19 protein-coding genes are annotated in these 23,921 nt (G+C 70.7%); 7 read left to right on the forward strand and 12 right to left on the reverse strand.

The window, feature by feature from the left end:
- Positions 1-190 precede the first annotated feature (190 nt).
- Positions 191-919, forward strand: coding sequence for a DUF4232 domain-containing protein (locus E0500_RS10210; protein ID WP_165935044.1), 729 nt, complete (start codon positions 191-193; stop codon positions 917-919).
- Between the two features lie 664 nt (positions 920-1,583).
- Here E0500_RS10210 and E0500_RS10215 read toward each other — a convergent pair.
- Positions 1,584-2,108 carry a hypothetical protein gene (locus E0500_RS10215; protein WP_131564929.1) on the reverse strand — a complete coding sequence of 175 codons (525 nt, stop codon included), beginning with the start codon at positions 2,106-2,108 and terminating at the stop codon, positions 1,584-1,586.
- A 406-nt stretch (positions 2,109-2,514) separates the two neighbouring features.
- Between E0500_RS10215 and E0500_RS10220 the strand changes: the two genes are divergently transcribed.
- Entirely contained in the window at positions 2,515-3,195 is a 681-nt protein-coding gene (locus tag E0500_RS10220; protein ID WP_131564932.1) for a DUF4232 domain-containing protein, read from the forward strand.
- Positions 3,196-3,272: 77 nt separating this feature from the next.
- Here E0500_RS10220 and map read toward each other — a convergent pair whose 3' ends face one another.
- A complete protein-coding gene (gene map / locus E0500_RS10225) occupies positions 3,273-4,043 on the reverse strand; it encodes a type I methionyl aminopeptidase (RefSeq protein ID WP_131564934.1) in 771 nt (256 codons plus the stop codon).
- Positions 4,044-4,110: 67 nt separating this feature from the next.
- Here map and E0500_RS10230 point away from each other — a divergent pair, with 67 nt between their 5' ends.
- The gene (locus tag E0500_RS10230; protein ID WP_131564936.1) at positions 4,111-4,413 is read left to right on the forward strand and encodes a helix-turn-helix domain-containing protein; all 303 of its coding nucleotides are present in this window, start codon (positions 4,111-4,113) and stop codon (positions 4,411-4,413) included.
- Between the two features lie 170 nt (positions 4,414-4,583).
- On the opposite strand, the gene E0500_RS43690 is transcribed toward E0500_RS10230, so the two are convergent.
- From E0500_RS43690 to E0500_RS10260, 6 genes are all read right to left on the reverse strand, one after another.
- Positions 4,584-5,519 (reverse strand): peptidoglycan-binding protein, encoded by a 936-nt coding sequence (locus tag E0500_RS43690; RefSeq protein WP_309505013.1) that lies wholly within the window; start codon positions 5,517-5,519, stop codon positions 4,584-4,586.
- A gap of 31 nt (positions 5,520-5,550) precedes the next feature.
- The gene (locus tag E0500_RS10240; protein WP_131564941.1) at positions 5,551-6,513 is read right to left on the reverse strand and encodes a penicillin-insensitive murein endopeptidase; all 963 of its coding nucleotides are present in this window, start codon (positions 6,511-6,513) and stop codon (positions 5,551-5,553) included.
- A gap of 179 nt (positions 6,514-6,692) precedes the next feature.
- Positions 6,693-7,016, reverse strand: coding sequence for an FHA domain-containing protein (locus E0500_RS10245; RefSeq protein ID WP_309505014.1), 324 nt, complete (start codon positions 7,014-7,016; stop codon positions 6,693-6,695).
- A 301-nt stretch (positions 7,017-7,317) separates the two neighbouring features.
- Positions 7,318-9,306 carry an AAA family ATPase gene (locus E0500_RS10250; protein WP_131564943.1) on the reverse strand — a complete coding sequence of 663 codons (1,989 nt, stop codon included), beginning with the start codon at positions 9,304-9,306 and terminating at the stop codon, positions 7,318-7,320.
- 33 nt (positions 9,307-9,339) lie between these two features.
- On the reverse strand, positions 9,340-10,986 hold the full coding sequence (locus E0500_RS10255) for a hypothetical protein (protein ID WP_131564945.1): 1,647 nt from the start codon (positions 10,984-10,986) through the stop codon (positions 9,340-9,342).
- 99 nt (positions 10,987-11,085) lie between these two features.
- Positions 11,086-13,362 (reverse strand): protein kinase domain-containing protein, encoded by a 2,277-nt coding sequence (locus tag E0500_RS10260; RefSeq protein WP_131564948.1) that lies wholly within the window; start codon positions 13,360-13,362, stop codon positions 11,086-11,088.
- 240 nt (positions 13,363-13,602) lie between these two features.
- Here E0500_RS10260 and E0500_RS10265 point away from each other — a divergent pair, with 240 nt between their 5' ends.
- On the forward strand, positions 13,603-14,748 hold the full coding sequence (locus tag E0500_RS10265; RefSeq protein WP_181586938.1) for a macro domain-containing protein: 1,146 nt from the start codon (positions 13,603-13,605) through the stop codon (positions 14,746-14,748).
- On the opposite strand, the gene E0500_RS10270 is transcribed toward E0500_RS10265, so the two are convergent.
- Positions 14,723-15,421 (reverse strand): 4Fe-4S single cluster domain-containing protein, encoded by a 699-nt coding sequence (locus E0500_RS10270; protein WP_131564953.1) that lies wholly within the window; start codon positions 15,419-15,421, stop codon positions 14,723-14,725. The two genes, E0500_RS10265 and E0500_RS10270, sit on opposite strands and share 26 nt — an antisense overlap.
- A 248-nt stretch (positions 15,422-15,669) precedes the next feature.
- Between E0500_RS10270 and E0500_RS10275 the strand changes: the two genes are divergently transcribed.
- From E0500_RS10275 to E0500_RS10285, 3 genes are read left to right on the forward strand one after another with little or no spacing between them, the layout of a single operon-like run.
- Positions 15,670-16,374 carry a hypothetical protein gene (locus E0500_RS10275; RefSeq protein WP_131564954.1) on the forward strand — a complete coding sequence of 235 codons (705 nt, stop codon included), beginning with the start codon at positions 15,670-15,672 and terminating at the stop codon, positions 16,372-16,374.
- On the forward strand, positions 16,371-17,162 hold the full coding sequence (locus E0500_RS10280; protein ID WP_131564956.1) for a hypothetical protein: 792 nt from the start codon (positions 16,371-16,373) through the stop codon (positions 17,160-17,162). The genes E0500_RS10275 and E0500_RS10280 overlap by 4 nt, the downstream gene beginning before the upstream one ends.
- Entirely contained in the window at positions 17,140-18,750 is a 1,611-nt protein-coding gene (locus tag E0500_RS10285; protein ID WP_131564958.1) for a hypothetical protein, read from the forward strand. The genes E0500_RS10280 and E0500_RS10285 overlap by 23 nt, the downstream gene beginning before the upstream one ends.
- A gap of 103 nt (positions 18,751-18,853) precedes the next feature.
- On the opposite strand, the gene E0500_RS10290 is transcribed toward E0500_RS10285, so the two are convergent.
- The 3 genes from E0500_RS10290 to E0500_RS10300 are packed head-to-tail and all read right to left on the reverse strand — an operon-like array spanning position 18,854 to position 23,780.
- A complete protein-coding gene (locus tag E0500_RS10290) occupies positions 18,854-19,513 on the reverse strand; it encodes an RES family NAD+ phosphorylase (protein WP_131564960.1) in 660 nt (219 codons plus the stop codon).
- Positions 19,513-20,178 (reverse strand): hypothetical protein, encoded by a 666-nt coding sequence (locus tag E0500_RS10295; RefSeq protein ID WP_131564962.1) that lies wholly within the window; start codon positions 20,176-20,178, stop codon positions 19,513-19,515. The genes E0500_RS10290 and E0500_RS10295 overlap by 1 nt, the downstream gene beginning before the upstream one ends.
- Complete coding sequence (locus E0500_RS10300) at positions 20,175-23,780, reverse strand: CHAT domain-containing protein (RefSeq protein ID WP_165935045.1); 3,606 nt, start codon at positions 23,778-23,780, stop codon at positions 20,175-20,177. Before E0500_RS10300 ends, E0500_RS10295 begins: the two co-directional genes overlap by 4 nt.
- Between the last annotated feature and the right edge of the window lie 141 nt (positions 23,781-23,921).

A 23,921-nucleotide genomic window follows, 5' to 3' on the forward strand; every position in this document is an offset into this window, starting at 1 on the left:
CGGATCCCCGTTCCAGGGGTAGGTCATTCCCCCAGGTCAGAGCTATCGCAAGCGTTCCAGCGTCCCGGATACCGCGGCAGTCGTGGCGGTCGGGACGGATCACCTCACAAGCTTGGGCCATCCAAGCACGCCGCTCCCGGCACCCGGACGAGCGGCCCATGCAACACCCGTACCGCACAAGGGGGATCACATGTCCACACGTACCCGCCGTACCCGCCGCACCCGCATGTTCGTCGCCGCCGCGCTCGCGGCCACCGCGCTGACGTTGACGGCGTGCGAGAACGGAGAGGGCGTCGTCGACGAGGGGGCATCGTCCGGTTCCGCGTCCACGTCGGCGCCCACGGACTCCAGCTCGTCCTCGTCCAAGGAGAGCGGGGGAACCTCCACCGGTGCGGGACAGTCCGACTCTGCGGGCTCGACCTCCGAAGGCTCGACGGGCGGCGCGGCCGGTGCAGGCGGCACAACGGGTTCCAAGGGCTCGTCGGGTTCCACGGGCTCGGAGCCCACCTTGACCCGCTGCTCCACCACCTCCACCCGGACGACCGCCACGGAGGTCTCCCGCCCCCTGAACCACCTTCTCCTCACCGTCACCAACACCGGCTCGAAGAACTGCGACCTCATCGGCTACCCGGCGGTCCGCTTCGGCGAGGCCCAGTCCGTCCCGCCGGCCTTCGAGGACTCCAAGCCGCAGGCGGTGGTCACGCTGGCCCCCGGCGAGTCGGGCTATGCGAGCGTCCTTCTCTCGGCCGCGGACGGCAGCGGCTCCAACGGCTACACGGCCAAGTCCCTCGAGGTCTACTTCGACAAGGGCGCGAGCGCCGCCGCCAACCCGTCACTCCCCGCGAAGGGCGTGCACGTCGACGACTCGATCCGAGTCTCGTACTGGCAGTCGACCATGGCCGACGCCCTGACCTGGTGACGCACCACCTCACCGAAGGCCCGGGTCGGATGACCTGGGTCTTCAGCATGGAGCGCACGACGAGAAGCTCGGCCGGAATCGGGCGTAATCGGGCGGACGGCCGTTCGGGAGAGCCATCGCGTGTGCACAGGGCCTGCCGTGAATCCTGGCGTCACTTGCCTGCTTCGGGCCCGTACCACCCTGAGGATCTCCTGGACCTGCCAGGCGCGGTCATGGGCCCCGGTCGTCGACCGGCCCCCAGCCGAACAGCGGACGCACGTCCGCGACCTGGTACTCAGCCGGCCGCCCCCGGGATGGCGGCGACCACTTGGTCGGCTCGCTCAAGGTGGGCGAAGTCCGGGTGGTCCGTGACCGGCCTCCGGGTGCCGTGCTGGGGATCGACAATGACGGCTACGCCTGTTGAGGAGCTTCCCTTCGCCTCCCGCGAAGCCTGGTCGCCCGGCACCGCCCTCGCCTTGCGAGACCTCGGGGGAGGGCTGAAGGTCCCGGCGATTCGAGGACCCCGACCGGTTCGATCCCGACCGCAAGGACAACGAGCACCTGGGCTTCTACACCGGCATCCACTACTGCTTAACGGCCTGACGGCCCGAGCACGTCCACCGTTGACCGTGCAGAACGTGCGGAAGGGCCCGGCGGCGCGCCGCCGGGCCCTGGGTGCGGTGGGTCAGCAGCCGCCGCAGTTGTAGTAGAGGACGTCCCAGTGGTTGCCCTCGTCGGCGTAGATGTTGCCGGCGCCGGACTGGTACTGCGGGGCGCCGTCGCCACGGACACCGATGTAGGTGAAGTTGCCCTTGATGTAGTTGGTGATGCAGGTGTTCTTGCCGTAGTCGAGCTTGTAGCCGTTCCAGTGGGAGTAGGTGCCGCTGGCGTGCCCGGTCTCGGTGCCGCCGGTGATGTTCAGCCCGCAGCCGGAGGACCGCTTGAGGGTCTGGGCACCCTGAGCGGTGGCGAGGTTGAGCTGCTCGAAGGACGTGCACGTCGGGTTGTTGCGGTTGGAGCAGCCGCCGGACGACGACCAGGTGATGCCGACCGAGCTGAACATCGAGGTGGCGGTCGAGTGGGAGATCTTGGTGACAGCGGCGACCTGGGCGCTGTCCTGGGCGGCGAGGGCGTCCCCGGCGCCGGCCAGGACGGCGAACCCGGGGGCGACGGTCAGCGCGAGGGCCGTGAGGGCGGAACGGATCTTCATGGCGGGACCTTTCCTGCGGTCGGGCCGTGCTTCTTGTGGGGCTGCTGCGTGGGGGGTGCAGGGAGATGGTGCCTGAGGTCTACGCGTGTCCACCAGAGGGCGAAGGGAGTTGATTGGGCGTCATATCTGTCCGGCAACCCCCGACATGGACAACACGTTGCCGGCGAGCTGCATGCAGTTGTCATACGAATCGATCAGGCGCCGGCACCCGCTCAGCCGCTCACGGAGGGGCGGGAGTTTCGAGAAGTGTGCAGCCGCCGTAGCTGTGTCACAGGCGCGTGACGGCAGCGTCCTGGACATGAGACGGCATGAACCAGCAGTCAGGAGTGGCCGTCTTGATGATCGTAAACGCGCGGTACCGAGCAACTGGCGCCCCGCACCTGTCACCCTGGAAGGGAAACCCGTAATGAACCGTCGTCTGCGTACCGCCTTTGCCGTCACTGCCGTGCTCGGCGCGGGCCTGCTGATGACAGCATGCGGAGGCGGTGACACTCCGTCGGAGTCGGCTGACGCGAAGCCCGGCGCGGCCGCCGACTCGAACTCCTCGGCGGCGTCCGGCGAGGGAAGCTCGACGGGGACCAGCGGCGGCGAGGGTGGGGACAAGAGCGGCGGAAGCAGCGGTTCCGACGCTACGAGCAAGTCTGGTGCGGATGGCGACGACACGGCCGGGGACAAGAGCGGCTACGGGCAGAGCTGCGGTACCAACGACATCTCCTGGAGCGTGAGTTCTGAGACCCAGGCCGGCGGCTACTACCTGATCAAGGCCAAGGCCAAGCCCGGCATCACCTGTGTCATGCCCGCCGCGCTGCCGGTCGTGGCCTTCGGCTCGGACGGAACGGCCGCCTGGCCCGCGGAGCAGTCTGCGGGCCAGGAGATCACGCTGCGTGACGGAGTCACCGCCTACGCCGGTGTGAACCCGAAGACCACCAACGAGGACGGCGGCAAGGAGCTGGACAGTCTCATCGTCTCCGTTTCCGACAGCGACCCGAACCCGGTGTCCCTGAAGGTCGGCTCGTTCGTCGTGGACAAGCCGATCGTCACCAGCTGGCACACGTCCGCCGCTGATGCCGTTCCCTTCTCGAGCTGAGGCGTGCCCATGGCAGGGGGGGCGACGACGCCCACGCAAGTGGCGCATTGCCGCGGCGGGCCGTTTCACCGAGCCGCTTACTTCGGCAAGGTGAGGATTTCGGCTCCGTCGTCGGTGATGGCGATCGTGTGCTCGCTGTGTGCCGTCCGGCAGCCTGTCGCGCTGCGGAGCGTCCACCCGTCGGCATCGGTGACGAGTTTGGCGGTGTCCGCCATGACCCACGGCTCCAGTGCCAGCAGCAGCCCAGGGCGCAGTTTGTATCCACGGCCGGGCCGTCCGGTGTTCGAAACGTGCGGGTCCTGGTGCATCGTTGATCCGATGCCATGACCTCCGAACTCGGTGTTGATCGAGTACCCCGCCTCGCTGAGGACCGTGCCGATGGCATGGGAGATGTCGCCGATGCGAGCCCCGGGCCCGGCAGCGGCGATCCCTGCGGCCAGCGCGCGTTCGGTTGCGCTGATCAGCGCGACGCTCTCCGGGGGCCTTGTGTCGCCCACGATGAAGCTGATGGCAGCGTCCGCTGCGACTCCGCCTGTGGAGACGGCGAGGTCGAGTGTCAGCAGATCGCCGTCGGCGAGCGTGTAGTCGTACGGCCGTCCGTGGAGCACGGCGTCGTTGACGGCCGTGCAGATGTAGTGGCCGAACGGGCCGCGTCCGAAGGATGGCGCGTAGTCGACGTAGCAGGACTGCGCTCCCGCTTCGACGATCATGGCCTTGGCCCACCGGTCGATGTCCAGAAGGTTCGTGCCGATCGTGCTACGGCTCTTCAGCGTCTGCAGGATGTCAGCGACCAGGGCGCCTGTGCCTTTTGCTCGGGCCAGGAGGGTGGGGTTCAGGATCTCGATCATGCGGCGTCCTTCTCGCGCAACCAATAACTATACCGACCATTACTATACCGGTATTAGAATCGGGTTCATGGTCAGGTTGCCGCACACTCCCGAAGAGGTCGAACGCGGACAGCGCCTCGGCGCCCTCCTGCGTCGGGCCAGGGGAGAGCGCTCGATGCTCGATACCGCGCTCGACGCACGTGTCTCACCGGAGACCCTCCGGAAGATCGAGTCGGGCCGCGTGGCCACCCCTGCCTTCCCGACCATCGCGGCGATCGCCGATTCCCTCGGCCTCTCCCTCGACGCGGTGTGGGCCGAGATCAGCCGGCCCGAACGCGGCGTTGAACCGACCAGCTCTGGTCATGACGCACGTGAGCAGCTGACCCCGTAAGTCTCCATCCCGCAGCTGCGTCGGAGGCGTCGGCGTCGGCGTCGGAGGTGAAACGCCACCTCGCCCGGTACGCCGGAAAGGGCCCCAGCAGCGCAGTCCTGATGGCGGCGCGCAAGGCGGCGGCCCGGCCGCCGGTCGTACCGGTGGCCGGGCCGCAGGGCCGTGGGTGACTACTCCCAGGCGCAGTGGACGTGGTTGCCCTCGTCCAGGGCCTCGGTCGCTCCGTAGGCCTTGCAGGCGCTGACGAAGGTGCCGTTGCTGACGGACATGTTGTCCGCGTCGAACGCGATGCCCCTGTAGTGGTTGGAGTTGCTGGAGTGGTCGCCGCCGGCGATCTCGGTCACCAGGAAGGTGTAGCCCCTCTCGGTGGCCAGCTTCAGCATGCCGTTGAGCATGGCGGTGGAGAGCCAGACCTCCGTCTCACCGACATCGCTGTAGTTGCTGGTCTCGGCGGTGGTGCCGTTCTTGGTGTCGGTGATGTTGGCCTGTGCCGTGGAGTCGTTGTCCACGATGCCGCTGACGTGGTAAGTCAGCAGCGAGATCCTGGAGTTGGCGTCAATGGACGCGGCGAGCTGGGCGCGGGTGCCGCCCCCGCCGCCGCTGCCGGAGCCGCCGACCAGGGCGTTCCAGGTGTTGGGTCCGACGATGCCGTCGGCGGTCAGACCGTGCTTGGACTGGAAGTCCTTGGCGGCGCTGGTGGTTCCGGGGCCGAACGCCCCGTCGACGGCCAGACCGTATCCGTACCGGTTGAGCTGGGTCTGGGCCGCCTTGACGGCGGCTCCGGAGCTGCCGCTCTGGACGGTGACCACCAGCTTCGGCCAGGTCAGCGGTCCGACCGAGCCGTCGGCGGTGAGGCCGACCGCGCTCTGGAACGCCTTGACCTGGGTCTCGGTGCCCGGGCCGAACTGACCGTCGGCGGTGGTGGTGCGGCCGTGCTGGGTGAGCAGGTGCTGAACGGTCGTCACCTGCGCGCCGCTGTCGCCGCGTGCGATGACCGGCCAGGTGGCGGCCGATGCGGTGCTCGGCCCGAGCAGCACGGCGACGAGCGCCGCGAGCACCGTGGCGATGAGCGTGGGAAAGCGTCTGGACACGATTCGTCTGGACACGATTCTCCTCGGCTGCGGTCCGGCGACCGGCTCAGACATAGCGGACGTGCAGGTGGTTGTCGTGGTTCGCGTACTGCGTCGTCAGGCCCTCGGCGATGAGCTGCGGGTCGTTGAAGAAGATCAGCGCGACATGGCCGGGGGCCGCGGCCCGGATGGCCTGGACGAGCTGGCGGGTGGCCGCGCGGTCGTAGGTGGCGGACTGCCAGGTGATGCGTCCGGCGGTGCACTGGGCCGAGTCGCTGCGGATCGGCCAGATGTCGATGTCGACCCCGACCTGGTGGCTGGCGTGGCCGGGGATGGGACCGCCGTGCTCCCAGCCCGCGTCGCCCACGGGCACCTTGCCGTTGCCGGTGGAGGCGAAGGAGGTGGCGGCCGCTTCGAGTTGGGCGACGGAGGAGGCGGTGGCCCAGTTCGCGGCGGTGTTGCCGTCCGGGTTCTGGTCGCACATGTTGGCGGAGAAATTGATGAGTTCGTAGTGCCAGACGAGGTTGCGCCAGGTCTCGGGGCCGACGACGCCGTCCGCCGTGATCCCCGCGTGGCTCTGGAAGTTCCGCACCGCCGTGGCGGTTCCGGCCCCGAAGGCGCCGTCCACGGCGAGTCCGGCGGAGCGCTTGGCGTTGAGCAGGGACTGGACGGCCTTCACCGCGGGTCCGCTGTCGTTCTGCTGGACGGTGACGACCAGCCGACCCCAGGTGTTGGGTCCGACGATGCCGTCGGCGGTGAGCCCTTGCGCGCTCTGGAACGCCTTGACCGCGGCGGTCGTCCCGGAGCCGAAGACGCCGTCGGTGGCCACGGTGTGGCCGCGCGCTCCCAGCAGATGCTGGAGGGCGGCGACATCGCTGCCGCGGTTGCCCGAACTCTGCGTGTGGAAGGCGGCGCCCGCGAAGGCGTGGGCGGGTGTTGCCCCCGGCAGCAGCAGGGCGGCGATCAGGGCGAAGAATATGACGGTCCAGGATCCGCGGTGCCGCGGACCGGACGATCTGGGCTTGGTCATGCGAACCTCTCGGGTGGGGCCGGGTTCCGTGACGCTTCGTGGGGTCGCGGACCTGGCGGACGAAGCTCAGTGCATGTGGTTGTGCCGGCTCGCTGGTGCGCGGTGACGGTGTGCGCCGCGCCCGGGGGAGTTTTTGCCCCGTGTGACGCGCGTAAACCCGAGTGGCAGCTGACGCACCGTCACCGGGGATCCCGCACCGTGAAGGCGATCTTGGGGCCGAGCCACACGGTGTCCCCGTCTCTGAGAGGCTCCGGTCTGCCGGGGGTGAGCACACGGTCGTTGACCTTCACTCCGTTGCTGGAGCCTCGCGGCACCTCCGTGACCGTGAGGGTGCCGTCGTCGGAACAGGTCACGCAGGCGTGTTGCTCGGAGACGGTGGTTTCGCCGGCGAGGAGTGCGGAGGCCCTCGGTGCCCAGGTGTTGTCGCGGCCCAGGTGCACCTCTTCACCGGGCGGGACTTCCAGATACCCTCCGGCTTTGCGGAAGACCAGCCGAACCGCCACGGCTTGTGAGGGGGCCGGTGGCGGTGCGCCCGTCTGTCCGCCCACGGGCGACAGACATGCAGGGCACGAGGTGATTCCGGTCGGCAGCGGCCGGCCGCAGGCGGGGCACGGGACCGTCTCCGGGGAGACACGGCCCCTTCCAGGACGGTCTCGCGGAGGACGGATGCCTCTCGGCGAGAACCGCTCCAGGCCGTCGTCGCTGTCGTCCCCGAGGTCTTCGGGATCTTCCGGGTCCTCACCGGCCGTGTGATTCCGCACCGTTCCCCCCTCCGTACCCCGCGTCCATCGCCTCCGTCTTCCTTTACCCCGTGCCCGTCCTCCGCGTGCCGGCCTTGAACTCGACCGCGATCTCCACCCGGCCCGAGTCGTCCTGCGTCACGTCCGAGACCAGTGCCACTGCCCCCGGAGCGAGATCCGGAGCGGCGAACAGGGCCCGGGCCAGGGGGTTGATCAGGTGGGTCTCCAGGACCATGCCGATACCGCGGCCGCCCTTCCAAGGGTCCTGGGTGCAGTGGCCGAGCAGGATCGCGCGTGCCTCGTCCGTCAGTTCCAGGGTGATGCCGTGCCCGGCGGCGAGCTGCCGCCGGACGTTCCCGACCTGCAGGTCGAAGATCTGCTCGGCGACCTCCGGGGAGATGAAGTCGAAGACGACGACGTTGCCGCCGAGCCGGTTCATCAACTCGGGTCGGCCCACGACTCGTTCGAAGTGCTCCTTGATGTTCTGGCGGACCTTCCGCTCCAACTCCGAGTAAGGGCCACCGGGCTCCACCAGCGGCCTCCACTCCTGTGTCGTGGGGTCGACGTGCTGCACACCCAGGTTGGAGGTGAAGATCAGCACGCATTCGCTGAAGTACGTGGTGACGCCCTGTCCGTCGGTGAGCCGGCCATCTTCCAGGACCTGTAGGAACTTGTCCAGAACACCCTTGTCCGCCTTCTCGATCTCGTCGAAGAGGATGACCCGGAACGGGTTCTCCCGCACCGCCTTGGTGAGTTCGCCGCCCGCCTCGTAGCCGACATAGCCGGGCGGTGCTCCGACCAGGCGGTCGGCGGCGTGGGCCGCGGAGAACTCGCTCATGTCGAAGCGCAGATACGCCTGGTCGCTGTCGAAGAGCACGGACGCGACCGCCTTCGCCAGCTCCGTCTTGCCGGTTCCCGTGGGGCCGGCGAAGAAGAGCACGCCCCGGGGTCGGTGTCCCGGACTGGTGGCCTGCGCACCGGACAGACCCAGCGCGGCACGCTTGAGGATGTCCAGGGTCATCGCGACCGCGGCCTCCTGGCCGAGGACCCGGCGCGGGATGGACCGCTCGTTTTTGGGGTCCTCGCCCTTGAGGATGCGCTGCCGGATCTCGTTCCGGCTCCAGGGATTCTTCTCCACACCGAGCCGGTAGACGCGTACAGCGTCCGGCATCCTGGTGAACGGGATGTTCCGGGCGAGCGCCAGCTGGAGGCTCCCGTGCATCGCGGTCAGGCTCATGCCCGAGGCCGCGCGGGCGAAGGCACCGACGGCCTCCGCGGCCTCGTCCCCGGACAGCGGGCGCGCCGACGACCTCCTCCGGTACTCGCGCAGGAGTTCCTGTGCCATCCGCTGCCGCTCGTCCGCGTCGGGTTGCGGAACCGCCACGGTGCGGATCCGCTCGCTGCCCGCGGGCAGCCAGTTCGGCAGGTCGCGTTCGCCGTCGGCCAGCCAGATCACCGGATTGAACAGCGCCGGCCATGGACCCGCCGTCCCGGGCGGGGCGGGGATCTCGACAGGGTCGGCCTCGTGCGCGAGCTGCAGGCAGGAGAGGAAGAAGTCGCGCTCGTCGGGATTCAGGCGGTTGACGTCGCCGACCAGGCGCGAGGCGTGGTCGATCACCAGGGCGACGCGCAGGGGCGGCAGCGCCCGGCCGTCGTGGGCCGTCTCCCGTTCGTCCCGCCACCCGGACACGATCAACTGCAACTGCGCCATGGTGTGCCGCAGTTGATCCGATCCGGCGCCGGGGAAGTCCATCGGCTTCGGCGTCTCCAGCAGCGTCAGCACGGCGTCCCGCGCCGCCTGGTCCGCTTGCATCACCTGGATCCCCCTGATCTGGTCGAGACTCAGGAGGGCTTGGTATCCCAACGGCCGCAGCCGGTTCCACAGCACCTCGAGAAGATGGAGCGGGTGGTCACGGTCACGGATGCGGACGAGGTGCAGGTCGCCGAAGTTGCCGTGCAGCACGTACTGCGCGTGCACGCTCAGGGTTCCGGCCAACTCCTCGGCGAACAGCGGGAACTGGGGCACCAGCCGTGGTTCCTTTCCCAGGTCCATGGGTTTCTCCTTCTGCGAAGCGCGGCGGCGATGTCAGCGGCGGCGATGTCCGCGGCGGCCGTCCTCACCCACGACCCGTTCGATGGGAGGTGACTGCTCGTCCTGCGGCGCCGCGTCCCGCCGTACGCCGGTGAGGGCGTCGCCGTCCAGGACGACGGTGCCGTCCTCACCGAGGAGCCCGGGGCGCGCGCCTTCGGTCTGCTCGATCCGGAAGGCGACGGTGAGTCCCAGGTCACGGGCCACCTCGGTGAACTCCTCCAGCCGTCGCCGGGCCTCGGCGCAGCGCTCGTCGTCGAGCCGCCGGTCCTCCGGCCGCCGCTCGCCCGGCCCGCCGCGATACATGGTGGCGACGCGGAAGGTCCCGCCGGTGAGGGTCGCCCGAAGCCAGTGGTCCGGACCCCACCCCTCGGGGGTCCAGTCCAGCCGCAGTTCCTGGCCCTCGGGCCGGGTGGCGTCGGCGGGGCCGCCGTACCGGGCCGCCAGTTCGGCCAGAACCTGGGAGCACTGCGCGTGCACGTAGAGGGATTCCAGATGGTTCAGTCGCTCGGTGACCCTGAGTTCCACCAGCCGTCGCTCCTCTGGTCCGAGGGGCACCTCGTCCTCCAGCAGCCTGCGCAGTGGTTTCTCAGCGTCGGGGGCCTCGGGGAGGGGATCGGCGCCCTCGGGTGCCCGCCGGGTGAGGAAGTCGAGCTGGGCGGCGGCCCATTCGGTACGGGCCCGGCGCTCCACCGCCTTCCGGTTGGCGTCCTGGACGACCCTGCGTGCGTCGCCCAGGTGACGTCGGGCCTTTGCCGGGTTCTCCGTGGCCCGGCGCACGGCGCTGCCCACCGCGGCGGCGGCCAGTGCGGCTGTCTTCGGGTCCGCCTGGGGGTCCAGTGCGGCCAGGATGTCGGCGCCGAGCTGCCGTACGGCCTCCGTGCCCTGTCGCGGGTCCGCCGTCACGCGCGGCACCACCGTGACGGTCTCCTCCGCCTGCTCGGCCTGTGCGGTACGGGTCTCCATGTGGCGGTCGACCATGGCTTTCTGACGGTCCCGGATCATGCGTCGCCACGCGTCGTCGCCCTCGTCCTCGGCCGCGGTGTCCAGTACGGCGGTGAGCTGCCGGACCTCCCACGCCGTCCAGGTCTTCTCGGCGTTCCGGACGGCCTCTTCGAAGCGGGCCAGTTCGTCGCGCAGTTCACCGAGTCGCCGCCCCACCGGGTCGAGCCATGGGGGGAGTTCAGGACGCGGCGGTCCCTCGCCCCCGCCCTCCGCTGCGGTGGCGCGGGCGGCCCTGGCCAGCAGCGCCGCCCTGCGGGCGTTGGCGCGCGCCACGGCGTAGGCGGCCGCCTGCCACTGCTCGGCGGCCGCGGCGGAGATCTCCTCCTGCCGTTCCAGACAGCGTTGTTCCTCGGCCGCCCGGACGGCGGCCGAGGCCAGGGCACGCGTGGTGAGCAGCGCGGCCCGGCCCGCGAGCAGCACCCCGCTGAGCGATCCGAGTACCTGCAGGGCCGCGTCCGCCGCCTCGCCCAGGCCATGGCCGACCGCGTCCGACAGGTGCGTGGACGCGTCGGTCGCGTAGTCGAGCGGTGTTGCACCGGTGTGCGGCAGCGCGTACGCGCCGACCGGCGGAGGCGGAGGCGGGAAGGCCACCGCCGGTGACACCAGGTCGAGGGAGGGGATCGCGACGCCTGCGCTCATGTCTTGCCCACCTTGCCCACCTTGCCCGCCTCGTTCACCTTGTTCACCTTGATTTCCCCGAGTTCCGTTCCTCCCGGCGCGTTCGCCGGACGTCAGCTGTCAAACACGTCGTGCGGCGACATGGCCGCGCCGCACCTCCGCCCGGCGGGCCAGGCCCGCCCGCCTGTCACGACGCCACACCCGGCAGCGGTGGGCGCTCCATACGCCGAGGGCCAGGACGCAGGCCAGCGGCCAGATCCATGGCGCGACGGCGATCGCGTAGAAGCCCAGCAGGACGGCGCACAGCAGGAGAGCCGCGGCGGGCAGCAGGGTGCGAAGCCGCCGGGACAGCACCAGCCTCGCGGGGCGGTCGGCGGTGCGGATCAGGAGTCCGGCCAGCGAACGGTGGGGGTGGTACGAGGGCGGACCGATGTAGGCGGCGGTCAGAAGTTCCAGCATGAAGACCGCGGCTGCTGCCGGGAGTGCCTCCAGCCATGCGACGACGACCGCCTCCTGGGAGGCCCGGCCGAGGACGTCGGCCAGTCCGATCACGAAGCACCACGGAGCCATGAGGACGGTTGCGCCCAGCAGCGCCCAGGTCAGCGTGGGCAGGCGGTCCATACGGCGCATGACGGCCACCACGCCGTCGGTGTCCTCGTCCATCAGCCGCTGGATCTCTTCGTCGAGGCGCCGTCGGTGCAGTTCCTCAGCCTCGCGGACGGCGTGCTCGGCCAGGAGCAGCGCCACCAGAAGCAGCGGCGGGTCGTCCTGTCCGGCCAGCGTCAGCCGGTCGAACCAGGGCACGGGTGTGGCCAGTCGGCCCCGTACCGTCGCCGTTTCCGCTTCGAGGCGTGCAGCGGCGCGGGCGGGTTCCCGGGCCAGTTCAAGAAGCCGCGCGTCCACGGCGGGGTTCTGTTTCAGCGCCCTGCGGACGCGGTCCAGCCGACCGATGCCCTGGCTTCGGCGCAGTTCCCGGACGAGGTGCGGCCAGCGGGTCCGCAGGGCGAGCCAGCGGTCGCCCGTCTCGTCGAGTCCCTCGCCGCGCGGACGCCGCGTGAGAACGGTGAGTGTCTCCGGTGTCGCCGTCAGGTGCCGCAGAAGGGCGAGCGCCTCCTCGTCGCCCTGCCGGACCGCCCGGCTCAGGGCCCGGATGCCCTCGACGCTCAGCGGAAGCCCCCAGCAGGACGCCTCCCGGTACGGGCCGAGCCAGGTGATCAGCCTGATGTCTGTTCCGGGGCTGGGCGGGCTCCGCAGTTCGTCGCGGAGAGCGGCCAGCCGGCGCAGCTCCTCGGGGCTGCGTCCGCCCGCGGTCTCGAACTGGCCGAGCCAGTCCGTCAGGGCGGCGCGGTCCTCGGGGTCGGCCAGCATCGCCGCGGCGGCGAGGTGGTGGAGGTCGAGGGCCCGGGCCAGGTGCTCCGTCTCCGTGAACCGCTCGCCGAGGAAATGGAAGGGGCGGACGGTGGTGGGCGGCTCGGCCTCCGGCGCCGGGTGCCGGGTCCGGCCGGCGACGGCCGGGGACTCACCGGCCAGCCACGCCTCGACCTCTTCGGCGCCCCAGCGGTCTTCCGGCGCCCGGGTCAACAGCCCCTCGCACAGCCGACGCGTCCGCGGGTCGCGGATGCCGCTGACGTCGGGTTCGTGTGTGGCGATCTCCCTGAGGACCGCCTCGTCGCTGAAGAAGTCCACGGGGTGTGTCCCCAGGGCGAGTTCGGCGAGGACCATACCCACCGACCACCAGTCGCCGGCCTCGGAGACGGTCTGGTGGAGCGGCCCGGCCTCGGGCGCGAGGTAGCGCGGCTTGCCCCGCCAGGCCCGGCGTGCTCCCGTCTGTTCGCCGTCCCCGTGGACGGCGACCCCGATGTCGACCAGTACGAGGTCGAGGGCGTCACCGCGGCGGCTCTCCACCATGATGTTGTCCGGGGTGATGTCCCGGTGGACCACCTCGTGCTCGTGCAGCGCCGACACCGCCGCGTGCAGCTGCCGGGCCACCTCCTCAACCCTTCCGGGCGCCAGCGCCCCGGGATTCTCCTCGAGGTGGGCGGCCAGGTCCGTCTCGCCGTGCGACCGGAACACCAGGTACGGGTGGCCCTCGGCCTCGCCCTCCTCCACCAGCTGCTCCAGGTGGGGCCCGGGGTTCTCGCCGAAGAGCCGTACGACCTTCTCGTCCGGGGCGTGCATCCAGTGGTACCACTTCAGCACCAGGGGCGCGCCTTCGGCGCCGGCGCCGGCCCTGCGTACGCGCAGGACAACGGCCTGGCTGGGGCGTTCGGCGGCCCGTATCACTTTCACCAGGGCGAATCTTCCCGCCAGGACCTCCGGTACGTCGCCGCGGACCGAGCGGGTCTCGCGGGCGTGAGGGATGAAGCCGCCGTCCGCGGAGGAGACGAAATCAGTCACTGTTGGCCTTCCGGAAGTCGGCCTCGAATCCGGCGGGCGCCGATCGGGCGGAAGCGGAACGAGAATACGGGCGGAGCCTCACGGGCCGGAATCCATTATCCGGAGTTTCGTGATCACGCAGGAGCGGAATGAATCCCTCCAATTCCGTACGGGAGCGGAAGGAATCTTTCCAATTCCTCCCTCGCGCCCCACGCGCCTCCGGGATTACCTCGCGTCTCATGGGCGATTACCATGCATCTCATGCGCGACCTTCCCACGCACCAGACCCTCGTCGAGGAGCTGAAAGGCATCAGGCGGCCGGGGCTGCCCGGGCTGCGGCACTGCCTTCACGAGGCGTTGCGGGAGGTCGCCGTGGCGGCCGGGACGTGCACCGGCGAGGGCGACGAACTCCAGGGCGTCGAGAGGCTTTTGGCGGCGGCGGCGCAGCATCTCGCGGGCGGTGGCCCGCTGCGTGACGAACCGGCCTGCGATCCGCTCGCCCGCGCTGCCGCGCACACCTTCGGGCTGTTCCCCGACCGGCGCGGGGTGGCCGCCGCCGACCGGCGGAAGGCCGCCGCGGCCGTCTACGGCGTCAGCACCGAACGGTTCCGCAGGAGCCACGAACCGCAGCTCGTGGCCGAACTCGCCGCGGCCGCCCTGGACCTGGCCCGCGAGGCCGCACAGTCGACGGGGCGAGCCCGTGCGGCGTGCGGCGTGCCAAGCCCCCGGCCCCTTCCGGCCTCCGAGCGCCCCCTCGCCGGCCCGCCGCCCACCGGACCGGTGCCCTCGCACGTCACGAGCCGGATCACGATCCGTGTCTGCCCGATCGAACTGGTCCGGGACACGGACATCCTGGTCTCCTCGGAGAACACCTATCTGGAGATGTCCAAGATCTTCCGGCCCACCGTCTCCGGTGCCCTGCGCAGGGCGGCGGCCGTCCGGAACGCCGGCGGGGAGATCGTGGACGACGTCCTGCCACGGGAGTTGACCACCTGGCTCCGCGGTCACGGCCGTACGGGACTGCCGGTGCGGCCCGGCACCGTGGTCCCCACGGCGCCGGGCGCACTTGCCTCGCATGGTGTACGACGCGTCTACCACGCCGCCGTCTCCACCCCCGTCGAAGACGGTGACCGTTACCACGTCGCACCGGCCGTGCTCGCCGAGGCCGTGCGGGCGACGTTCTCGCTCGCCCGGGCCGAGCGTGAGTCGCTGTCCATACCCTTGTCCACCGTCTGTTTCCCTCTGCTGGGCGCGGGCCGTGGTGGCCTGCCGGCCGAGACCGCCGCCCGCTGGCTGCTGTGGGCCGTTCGGCAGGAGCTGCGCGAGGACAGCACCTGGCAGGTGCGTCTGGTGGCGCGACGGCCGGACCGTGCCGACGCGCTCAGGGCCGCCAACTCGACTCCTTGAGTGACACCCCTGCCGCCCTCAACTCACGCTCCACCCTGGCCAGTTCGCCGTGCAGCGGCACCCCGTAGAACCGGACGGCCATGGCCGCCCCGTCCCCTTCGACCACCGCCTGGAGCCGGGCGCCCGCGCTCTCCCGCTCCAGGTGCGGCGCGTACCGGGCCGCACCCCGTGGGGTGAGCGGCCGGATCCGCTGATTGGCCGAGCCCCGCCACACCAGACGGGTCGGCTCGGCCACCCGGAACCGTCCCGTGACCACGGCATCGGCATGGGTGAGCGCCGCCTTGTGATCGTCCGTCAGTTCGTCCGGCTCGTAGCCCGTGTAGACCAGGAGGTCCGGGGCGCCCGGTCCATGGGCCTGGTCCGCCGTCCGGGCCGGGGTCGCCCTCCGGTCCCGCAGACGGGCCGCGCCGGCCAGCAGTCGGGCCAGCGCGGCCGGCTGCTGGAGGGGCTCACCGCCACTGACGGTGAGCCCCTCCGCACCCCTCTCCAGCGCCTCCCCCCACAACTCCAGTAACGCGGAGAGGGGTTTGGACCCTCCCCCTCGGGCATCCCAGGTGTGCCGGGACATACAGCCGGCGCAGGCGAGAGAACAGCCCTGGAACCAGACACCGAGACGCCGTCCCGGCCCCAGTGTTTCCACAGGGAAGTGTGTTCCACTGATCCGGACCCGCATGCCCGCTCCCCCTTCCGGCTTCCGGCCACTGCCCCGCGAGTATGTCGAGTTCCGGATTGGCGCCGCAATGGCCCCCTCGCCATTTCCCGGTCGGTAGGTGGTTGAAATCCGGTTGGTTTCCGGCGAGACCGCTGAATGATCAATTCCGCCATCCTTTCCGACCCTCCGGCCGGGATCCATTCCGCTACTCTTTCCGTCATCGCGCAATGATCCCTTCGGGTGCCGCGCGGGAAATGGGGGTTACTCCGATGATCAATTCCGGCCGCACCGGTGGATCAGTCCGAAGACTGAGAATCGGATTCGTCTCGGCGGCCATCGCCCGCATCCATGGCAGACGGGACGCCCAAGGGCTCCTGGACCTACTGGCGGACGCGGGATCCGGCCACCGTCCCTCCGACGACCAGCTGCCTCCCTACGTCCTGGGCGTGCGGGCCCAGGTCACGCGCAGCACCACGCGACTGCGGTCACGGCTGCTCCACAGCAATCGCGAACTCGTCGAGCAGATCTACGCGGAATCCGTCCGGGTGGTGACCCAGTACACCGTGCGAGGCGAGCCCGCCCCGGCGGCTCTGGCCAGGTACGGCAGGACGGTAGGCACATGGCGCAGTTCCGCGGCCGTCTGCCGGTCCCGCGCCCAGGGCCTCGTCGACGAGGCCAACCACCTTCTGACCTGCTACTGGGACGCGGCCTGGACGCGCGCCCGCCGATTGCTGGAGGCCCCGGAGGGTTCGCTCGCGGTCCCGGAGAGGCGCCCCGCCGGCTGGCTGCCGGGCAAGGCCGAACTCGACCCCACCTGGCACCGGCTCGACGACGGCCTGCGCTCCGACCGCTGGTACGGGGGAGCAGCACCGCTTCCGGGAGCCGACCCGACAGCGGTGGAGCAGGCACTGGCCATCCTCGACACCCAGGCCATACGAGGCGGCGCGGCCCGCGCAGGAAGCGGCCGGGGATGAGCTCTTCGACCACAAGGAAGGTCACCGTGCAGTCCTCAGCACCACTTTGCCCCCGCGGCTCCCGTGCGGGCAGACTCCTCGGCCTGCTGTCCCCGGCCGTGCTGCTCACCGGCCTGGTCTCGTGCTCCCAGCCCGCCAAGGCGCTCACCACGCCCTGCGGAGTGGTCGTCGACGGGTCGGGCTCAGGCAACCCGACGAAGGACGGGTTCGACGCGAAGGCGAAACTCCAGGATGCGCTGATCCCGTTCCTCAAGGACCAGGAGTGCGGCAGCGTCGACTTCGCGCCCATCACCTCCACCTCGCAGAGCTCGTCCTGCAAGGTGGAACAGGTCGATCTCGACCCGCCGCACGGTGCGACCACGGACCAGGACAAGCAGCGCGAGCAGGCCCGCCTGCTCGCCGCGAAGCAGGCGCTCAAGGAACTCGACTGCGCCCGTGACGACCGGCCCGGCTCCGACGTGTGGGGCGGCCTCGACCGCATCGCCTCGAAGATGCCCACGGACGGCCCGGGCGCCAGGCTGCTGGTGGTGAGCGACTTCGAGCAGGCCGACCCCGATTTCTCGCTGGGCAGGGGTGGCAACATAGCCACGGAGGCGAAGCGCGCCCAGACCATCGACTCCCTCGTCAATGAGCGTGGCCTGCCCGGTATCAAGGGCATGGAGGTCTTCCCCGTCGGCTACGGCATGAAGTACGCGAACAAACCGAGCCAGCAGAAACAGTTCGAGGCGTTCTGGACGGAAGTACTCGAGGGGAGGGCCAAGGCCCATGTCAACACCAAGTACCAGTGACCCACGCCGCCAGCGGCGGAACCCGCTGACTCTGCCGTCCCCCAGGAGAGGGGACCAGCGGCGCACCGCCGGCCGGCAAGCCCCCCTGCCCCGGACACGGGTCGGCGGCACCACCGTCCTGAGCGACCAGGCGGAACGCAAACTGCTGGACACCGCCCGCGCCATGGGCGGCAAGGCAGCCAAACGCGGAGTGCTGGATCCCTGGATCCTGCAGAGCGGGGATCGCGTCCCCTACTTCGCCGAACTCGCCTCCGTGCGGGACCGTGTGGTCGGGCGGATCGGTGAGGAGGCGGGGCTCACCGAAGAACAGGCGAGACTGGACGACGCCCGGGCCGAGTCCGACGTCACCCGGTGCGAGGCCGACACCGAGTTGATCCAACTCCGGCTGCGCGAGGCGGAGGAACAGATCACTACGGCCAAGGACCAGCTTGACCTCCTCGCCCAGCGCGCCAACCGCTGGAACCGGTTCCGTGACGGCATCCGGGCGCGGCTGGAGACGCGGTGGATGGAGACCACCTTCCCCGCGGCCCCATCGCCCCGTCCCCGTGACACCGGCGACCGCGACCAGCCCACCTCAACGGGGTCTCCCGCCACGGTGCCGGCGCAGGGGCAGCGGGCGGCCTCCTCCGACGACGAGGGACCCGACGTACTGCAGTCGGTCCCCCGCACGGGGGAGGCGCCCCGGCCCGCCGACTCCCGGGACACGGCGCCCCACACCGTCTCCGTCCCCGTCCGAGGTCTGCGGGACCAACTCCGGCCCGCCACCACCGACGCCTGGGAAGGGCTGACCAAACGTCCCGGGATTCCCGCATGGATGAACTGGACCATGCTTCTGGTGATCCTCCTGGTCGAACTGCCCATCTACTACGCCGCGTTCGAGCCGTTCCACGGCATCGGTGCCTTCACCGCGCAGGCCCAGACGGTCACCCTGTCGGCGGCCGCCGCGATCGTCATGGTGTTCCTGCCGCACCTGGCGGGACGCATGCTGCGCTGGCGCGCCAGCACCGGGTCCGTCCGGAGTTCATGGGTACCGGGCTTCGCACTGCTCGGGGTGTGGGCGGCGCTGACCGTACTGCTCGGGACCCTGCGCGCCAAGTACCTGATGCAGGAGGAGGACGGCCCCGAAGTCACCGGGGACGTCGGCGACTTCCAGGGCGTGGACAGCGGGACGACCCCCTCCCTGATCGACCGGCTGGATCTGGCACCGGGGACCGTCACGGCGATGTTCTGCGCCCTGCTGCTCCTGTCCGGCGGAATCGGCCTGCTCCTGGGGCTGTTCAGGGAACACGGCTTTCTCGACGCCTACCGGACGGCGGTGGAGCGCCGCGCCGAACTGGTGGCCCGGCGCCAGGAGAGCATCGCGGCGACGGAACGTGCCCGGGCCACCGTGAACACGGGTGACGCGCGGCGTGAGGACCGCAGGCAGGCGACCGAGGACCGGGTCCGCGCCGTGCTCGCGCTCTACGACGCGGCGGCGGCCGCCTACCTGGACGGCGTGGCCACGAGGTCCGGCGACCCGGCGGTGACCGAGGCCGCCATGAAGCTGGCCCGGTCCTGGCCGCTCCTGCCGGCTCCGGCGCGGCGTTAGGGCGTGTGTCGGACGTGGCGTCGTCCGTCCGAAGGGCGGACCTGGCGTCGGCCGGCAGGCGCCACGTCCGACACGGCCCCAGAGGACGCGCCGGAGCCGGTTCTCAGATCCCCGGCTCCGAGATCACCGCGTGCAGCGGACTCAGCATCCGGTTGATCTCCTTCGCATCGGTGGGGGAGCCCAGCCGGTAACACTCCTCGGGCGTGGGCGCCAGAAGGTGCTCACCGCACCGGTCGCCGAAGAACTGCAGGGCCCGGCGGGGCATGCACCGCTTGGACGTCCAGCACAACCCCTGTGCACTGGCGCTGTGTTCACGGATCAGCCGGACCCAGTACCGGGTCTGCGCGTACTCGAGGCTGGTCACCAGCCACTCGTCCTGCCACACCGCGGCCAGGCCCTCGGCACTGGTGATGTCCACCAGCCGCACGTCCACGGCCGTGCGGACCGCGGAGAGCAGATACCGCGACGCCTGCCCCCACGGGATCTGCCGTGCCGCCGTCCCCTTCCCGCCGCTGAACTCCACCGACCTCAGGAGCACTTCCGCCAGCGCGGTCACCGGGTCGAGGGCGGCGTACAGATAGGGGTACGGGTCCGCCTCCGTGGAGTCGAACCGGCTCCCCTTGAAATGCTCGTGCGCCGTACGGCTGTTGAACTGCCCGACGCCGTAGTGGCCCGCGTGACAGCGCCAGATCAGGGACCCTGCGGGAAGCACGGTGAACACGGGTTCCATGGCGACGCCCTGGGGCGGGATCTGCCCGGGCATCAGTCGGCCTCCACCAATTCGGCGGCGGCGCTGATGAGCTGCTCGTCGTGCAGGGTGCCGAGGAGCTCCGCCGGTACACCCCGTAGCCACACATTGCCGCCCAGCCACCAGTCGGCGGCTCCCCAGGGATCGAGGTCCGCCTGAAGCAGTTCGTTGATCCGCCGTACGACGGGCAGGGGCTCGGCCGTGCCCGGCCTGAACTGGAAACGCGGGTACCGCGTCCCGCGCCCCGGATCGGGGAGGCGGATCAGCCCGGCCGGCTCCGGCCCGCCGGTGAGCAGCCCGGCGTACTCCTCGGACGACAGGGCAGGAGCGGCGAGCAGGCGTTCGCGGGCCGTACGCCTCAACTCCTCCGGATCAGGCGGCGGTTCACCGAGGATGTCGATCAGCTCCGTAACCTGTGCGACCGGCGGCAGGCGCAGCGCCCCCGAGGAGTACCGTCGACCGCCCAGGTGTTGCGCCACGGGATGGCCCGGAGGGAGCACCGACAGCGCGCGCTTCAGACTGCGCAGGGCACGGGCGGCGCCCTGGACCCGGCCCGCGGCGGTCTCGTCGCGCATCTCGCGCAGCGCGGCGACGACCACGTCCCGCGCGTCCTCGCTCAGTTCGCCGCGGAGCAGAACGCCGTTCTCCTTCAGCGACATGAGTAGATCCGTAACGTTCATGCCGAACCCCCTTGTCCCCTCTCGTACGCTGTGGCGGGCGCCGGGTTGCCCTGATGTACGAAGGCGGCCCAGGCCTCGGGCCGGCCGCGGAAGACCTCGCGGAGCCGGTACTCGGAGATGCCGTCGAGCGCCGGCACCCGCGGACGCAGGTCCGGCCGGGTGAGCATCCAGCGCTGTGCTGCCCGCAGGGCGTCGGGCGGCGCCAGACCGGCGGCGATCCGGTCGTGGAACACCAGCATGAGGATCTCGGAGGCTCCGTCCAGAACCTGCCATCGGGACCCGACCGCGTCCGTCGCGAGCCGGTGCACCAGCACCGAGGTCACCGTGAGGGCCTCGTCGTGGTCACGTGTGGTGAGGTCCGTCTCGCACGCGCTGTACACCACCAGCGGTCCACGGGAGCGGAAGGCGACCCCCTCGGACGGGGCGTCGAGAAGGGTGCTGAGGGTGAGGTTGCCGGCGGTCGCGTCGTCGGCGGACGCGTCCGGGGACGGGGCCAGATGAAGCGCCGAGGTCGTGGGGTCCAGCCCGGCCAGGCCGTGACAGGCGAGATGCACCAGCGTGGCGGAAGCCTCACCGCCGCCACGCAGCAGCGCCAGGACGGTCTGAGGGGTCGGCGGGGTGCCGTGGTCCTCGGAGTAGGGGACGACGTCCGGGTAGAAGGTGTCCGCCAGTTTCCTGACCTCGTCCTCCGCCCACTCGAGGTCGTACCCGTGGTACACCAGCGCGGGCCGTTCGGCCGGACGCATGCGTTCCCGGACCGCCGCTCGGAGGAACTCACGCCCCGAGGCCGCGTGCGAGACGACCGCGACCTCGCAGGCACACACGGTCGCGGGGCCACCGTGCGTGGCAGGCGGCCGCAGAACGGCCGCCTGCCACGGCACGACGCCGAGCTCCCCGCACGGCACGAGCACGAGCCGTACGGCGGCGCTGTCCGTACTCTCCGCTTCCTGGGTCCGGACGAGGCCGGACTCGCGCAGGGCCCGCTCCCACAGGCCGAGTTCGTCCAGGAGCGGGCCCAGTACGCCGCCTGCCCAGTCGCACAGCGTGGTGAGCGCCGATGTCCATGCCCGGTCCGTCCGGTCCCATTCCTGGTGCGACACCTCGCAGTCCGTCGCAGCCAGCTTCTGCCGGTGGGCTCCCACGCCGAGGAAGTCCGTCACCGGCGAGCGCCCGCCCTGCGACAGTTCGGGCAACGTAATGGCCCGCACGGGTCCTTCCGGGGTGACGATCAGCAGTGCTCCGTCCTCCGTGCCGGACCCCGGCAGCAGGTGGACCAAGGCGTCGGCCCCGGACCGCGCCAGGCCCGTGCGCAGGGCTGCCACCGCCTCGGACGCCGGTACGTCGACGGGGCGTTCCCTGTCGCGCAGCAGCGCCAGCGACTCCCGCCGCACTTCGCTGGGCAGCTCCGGACCAGCCTCCGGTGACCCGGACAGCAGCCCCTCGAGCGCGGAGCGGGAGTCCTGGGCGGCGTACGAAGAGCCCCTGGCCGACGCGGCGGTGCGCCACCGTCCGGCGAGCTCACGGGCACCGAGTGCCTCAAGCCGGTCGGCGACCCCCGATGACTCGGCCGCGGCCTGGAGGACCAGCGAGCGGCCGGCCTCCAGACAGCCGACGGCCTCCTCGGGGTCCCCGGCGCGCAGGGCCCACAGTGCGGCCTCGCGCCCTCGGTCGGCGGCCTCCCGGGCCACCTGCAGAGCGTGCCGTGCCTCGGACTGCAGCAGCACGTTGTCGGCCGACGCCCGGAGCGCGTCCCGCGCGGCGGCGACAGCGGCCCGAAGGTGCGTCGCGGCCTCGTCGGATGCGTCGGATGCCGTCGGCGTGTCGTGGCGCGTGGCGGCGCGCTGGGCCCGCATCTCGGCGTACATCCCATGGACGGAACTGTTGCCCGGTGCGCCCGGTGGCAGCTCCGCTCTGGCCTGCTCCAGCTCCCGCAGGGCCTCGTCCAGGTGAGCGGCGTCGCCGGTCAGCTTGTGCAGCGACTGCAGACCGATGGCGAGCCCCATACGGACCCGCGACGAGAAGTCGAAGGTCATCCCGGGGCGCGCCAGTACCGACCGGCTCCGCTCGATCCCTTCGACGAGGCGGCCGGGGTCCTTCTCGACCATCGCGATCAGCGCCAGCAGAGGCGCCCACGAGGCATCGATCAGGGACCTTATGGCGGGGATGTCCACGGTTCGTTCGAGAATCTGCTCGAAATGGTGCGTGGCCATCCGTACGTCTTCGACCGTCCTGGTGAGATGCGCGAGCGACAGGTACGCGGCACCGAAGAGGAAGGAGAACATCACCCCCACCCACTCCTCGGCCTCACCGGCATCGTCCTCCAGGTCCTGCAGCCTCGTGATCACGGATTCGATGCCGTCCACGTCCCCGTCGGCCAGGGCCGCGTCCAGGTCGAACCTGAGACGGACGCAGTGGCCGCAGAGGCGGAGCATGGACGCCTCGGGGGTGTCCTCGATGCCGTCCTCGGGGACGTAACGGTCCAGATCGCGGTAGATGGCGCCCGCCAGCTCCTGGTCCTCAAGGCTGCCTCCCATCATGGAGGCGCCGGTGAGCACGCCCGCGGCCACCGGAAGCAGCCACCCGGAGAACTGCTGTGCGTCGAACTCGTTGGCCGCGAAGGCCTCGTGCATGAGCTTCAGCGCCGCACTCAGGCCGGTCATGTCCCCGGTGCGCATGGCCTGTCCGTAGTGGGACATGACCGCGATCATCCGTGACGACAGCGGAGGACCGTGCTGTCCGGATTCCTGGGCGCTGCTCAGCTTCGCGATGAGCTTCGGCACTTCCCCGGGGTCCAGGGTTCCGGGATCTCTCGCTTCGGCCAGGGCCGCGATTTCCCACAGATCTCTCAGCGGATCGGTGGGCGTCTCGACGGAGGGTTCCGCCTGCTCCGCCCGGCCAGTCCCGGCAGCGCTGCCCTGGATCAGCGAAAGGGCCGCGGGCGCGAGCGAGTTCACCACCTGAGGCAGAAGGAAGCCTGTGCCGTTGTCGGCCGCCAACGCCCGTTCCCCCGCGGTGATCACTCCCCGCAGATCGCCCTGCCGCATCGCCTCCATGGCCGCGACGAAGATCTTGATCTTTTCCCGGTCCTCCGCGGTCAGGCCCAGGGATTCGTCCTCCAGGAGCAGTTGGCACAGCCGGTAGGAGTCCTCCGGGATGCCGGTGCCGCCTTGGTCAGCCAGACGGCCGACCTCGACGGCCTTCCGCAGATCGTCGAACCGCAGGCCGTTCGGCCGGGCCTGCCGCGGCTCCGGCACCTCCGCCAGCAACCGCACGAGTCGCGACACCAGCAGGGCGAGAAGGTCCCGGTGCGCCCTGCGGCGAGCGTCCTCGCCCAGAGCCCCCGACACACGGGCGGCCTCCAGCAACTCCCGTGCCCGGACCCGGTCCTCGGGCCTTCCGTCGAGTACGAACCTGATGGCGGTCAGCGCCCCGAGGCGGGCCTCGACCATCGCCAGACACCGTTCACGTCCAGTCGGATGCCGTAACTCGTCGGCAAGGGCGGAGAGTTCGGCGATCGCGGCTTCCAGCTCCGGTCCGCGCACCCCACCGTACTGGCCGGGATCCTTCGGAACGGAGTACTCCGCCGTGCGAGCCAGAGTCACCTCAACACGCTGGGGCAGCTGGTCATTCGAGGACAGCGAGACTTTCGAGGAGTCGTCCATCGGCCCTCCCTCCCGGTGCCATCATGCCTGTTCACGGTTCTCGCCATGGCGAGTCGGCGCGAGTCACCGACGCCCGACCGG

It is taken from the genome of Streptomyces sp. KM273126 (assembly GCF_004337435.2).
Classification (GTDB): domain Bacteria; phylum Actinomycetota; class Actinomycetes; order Streptomycetales; family Streptomycetaceae; genus Streptomyces; species Streptomyces acidicola.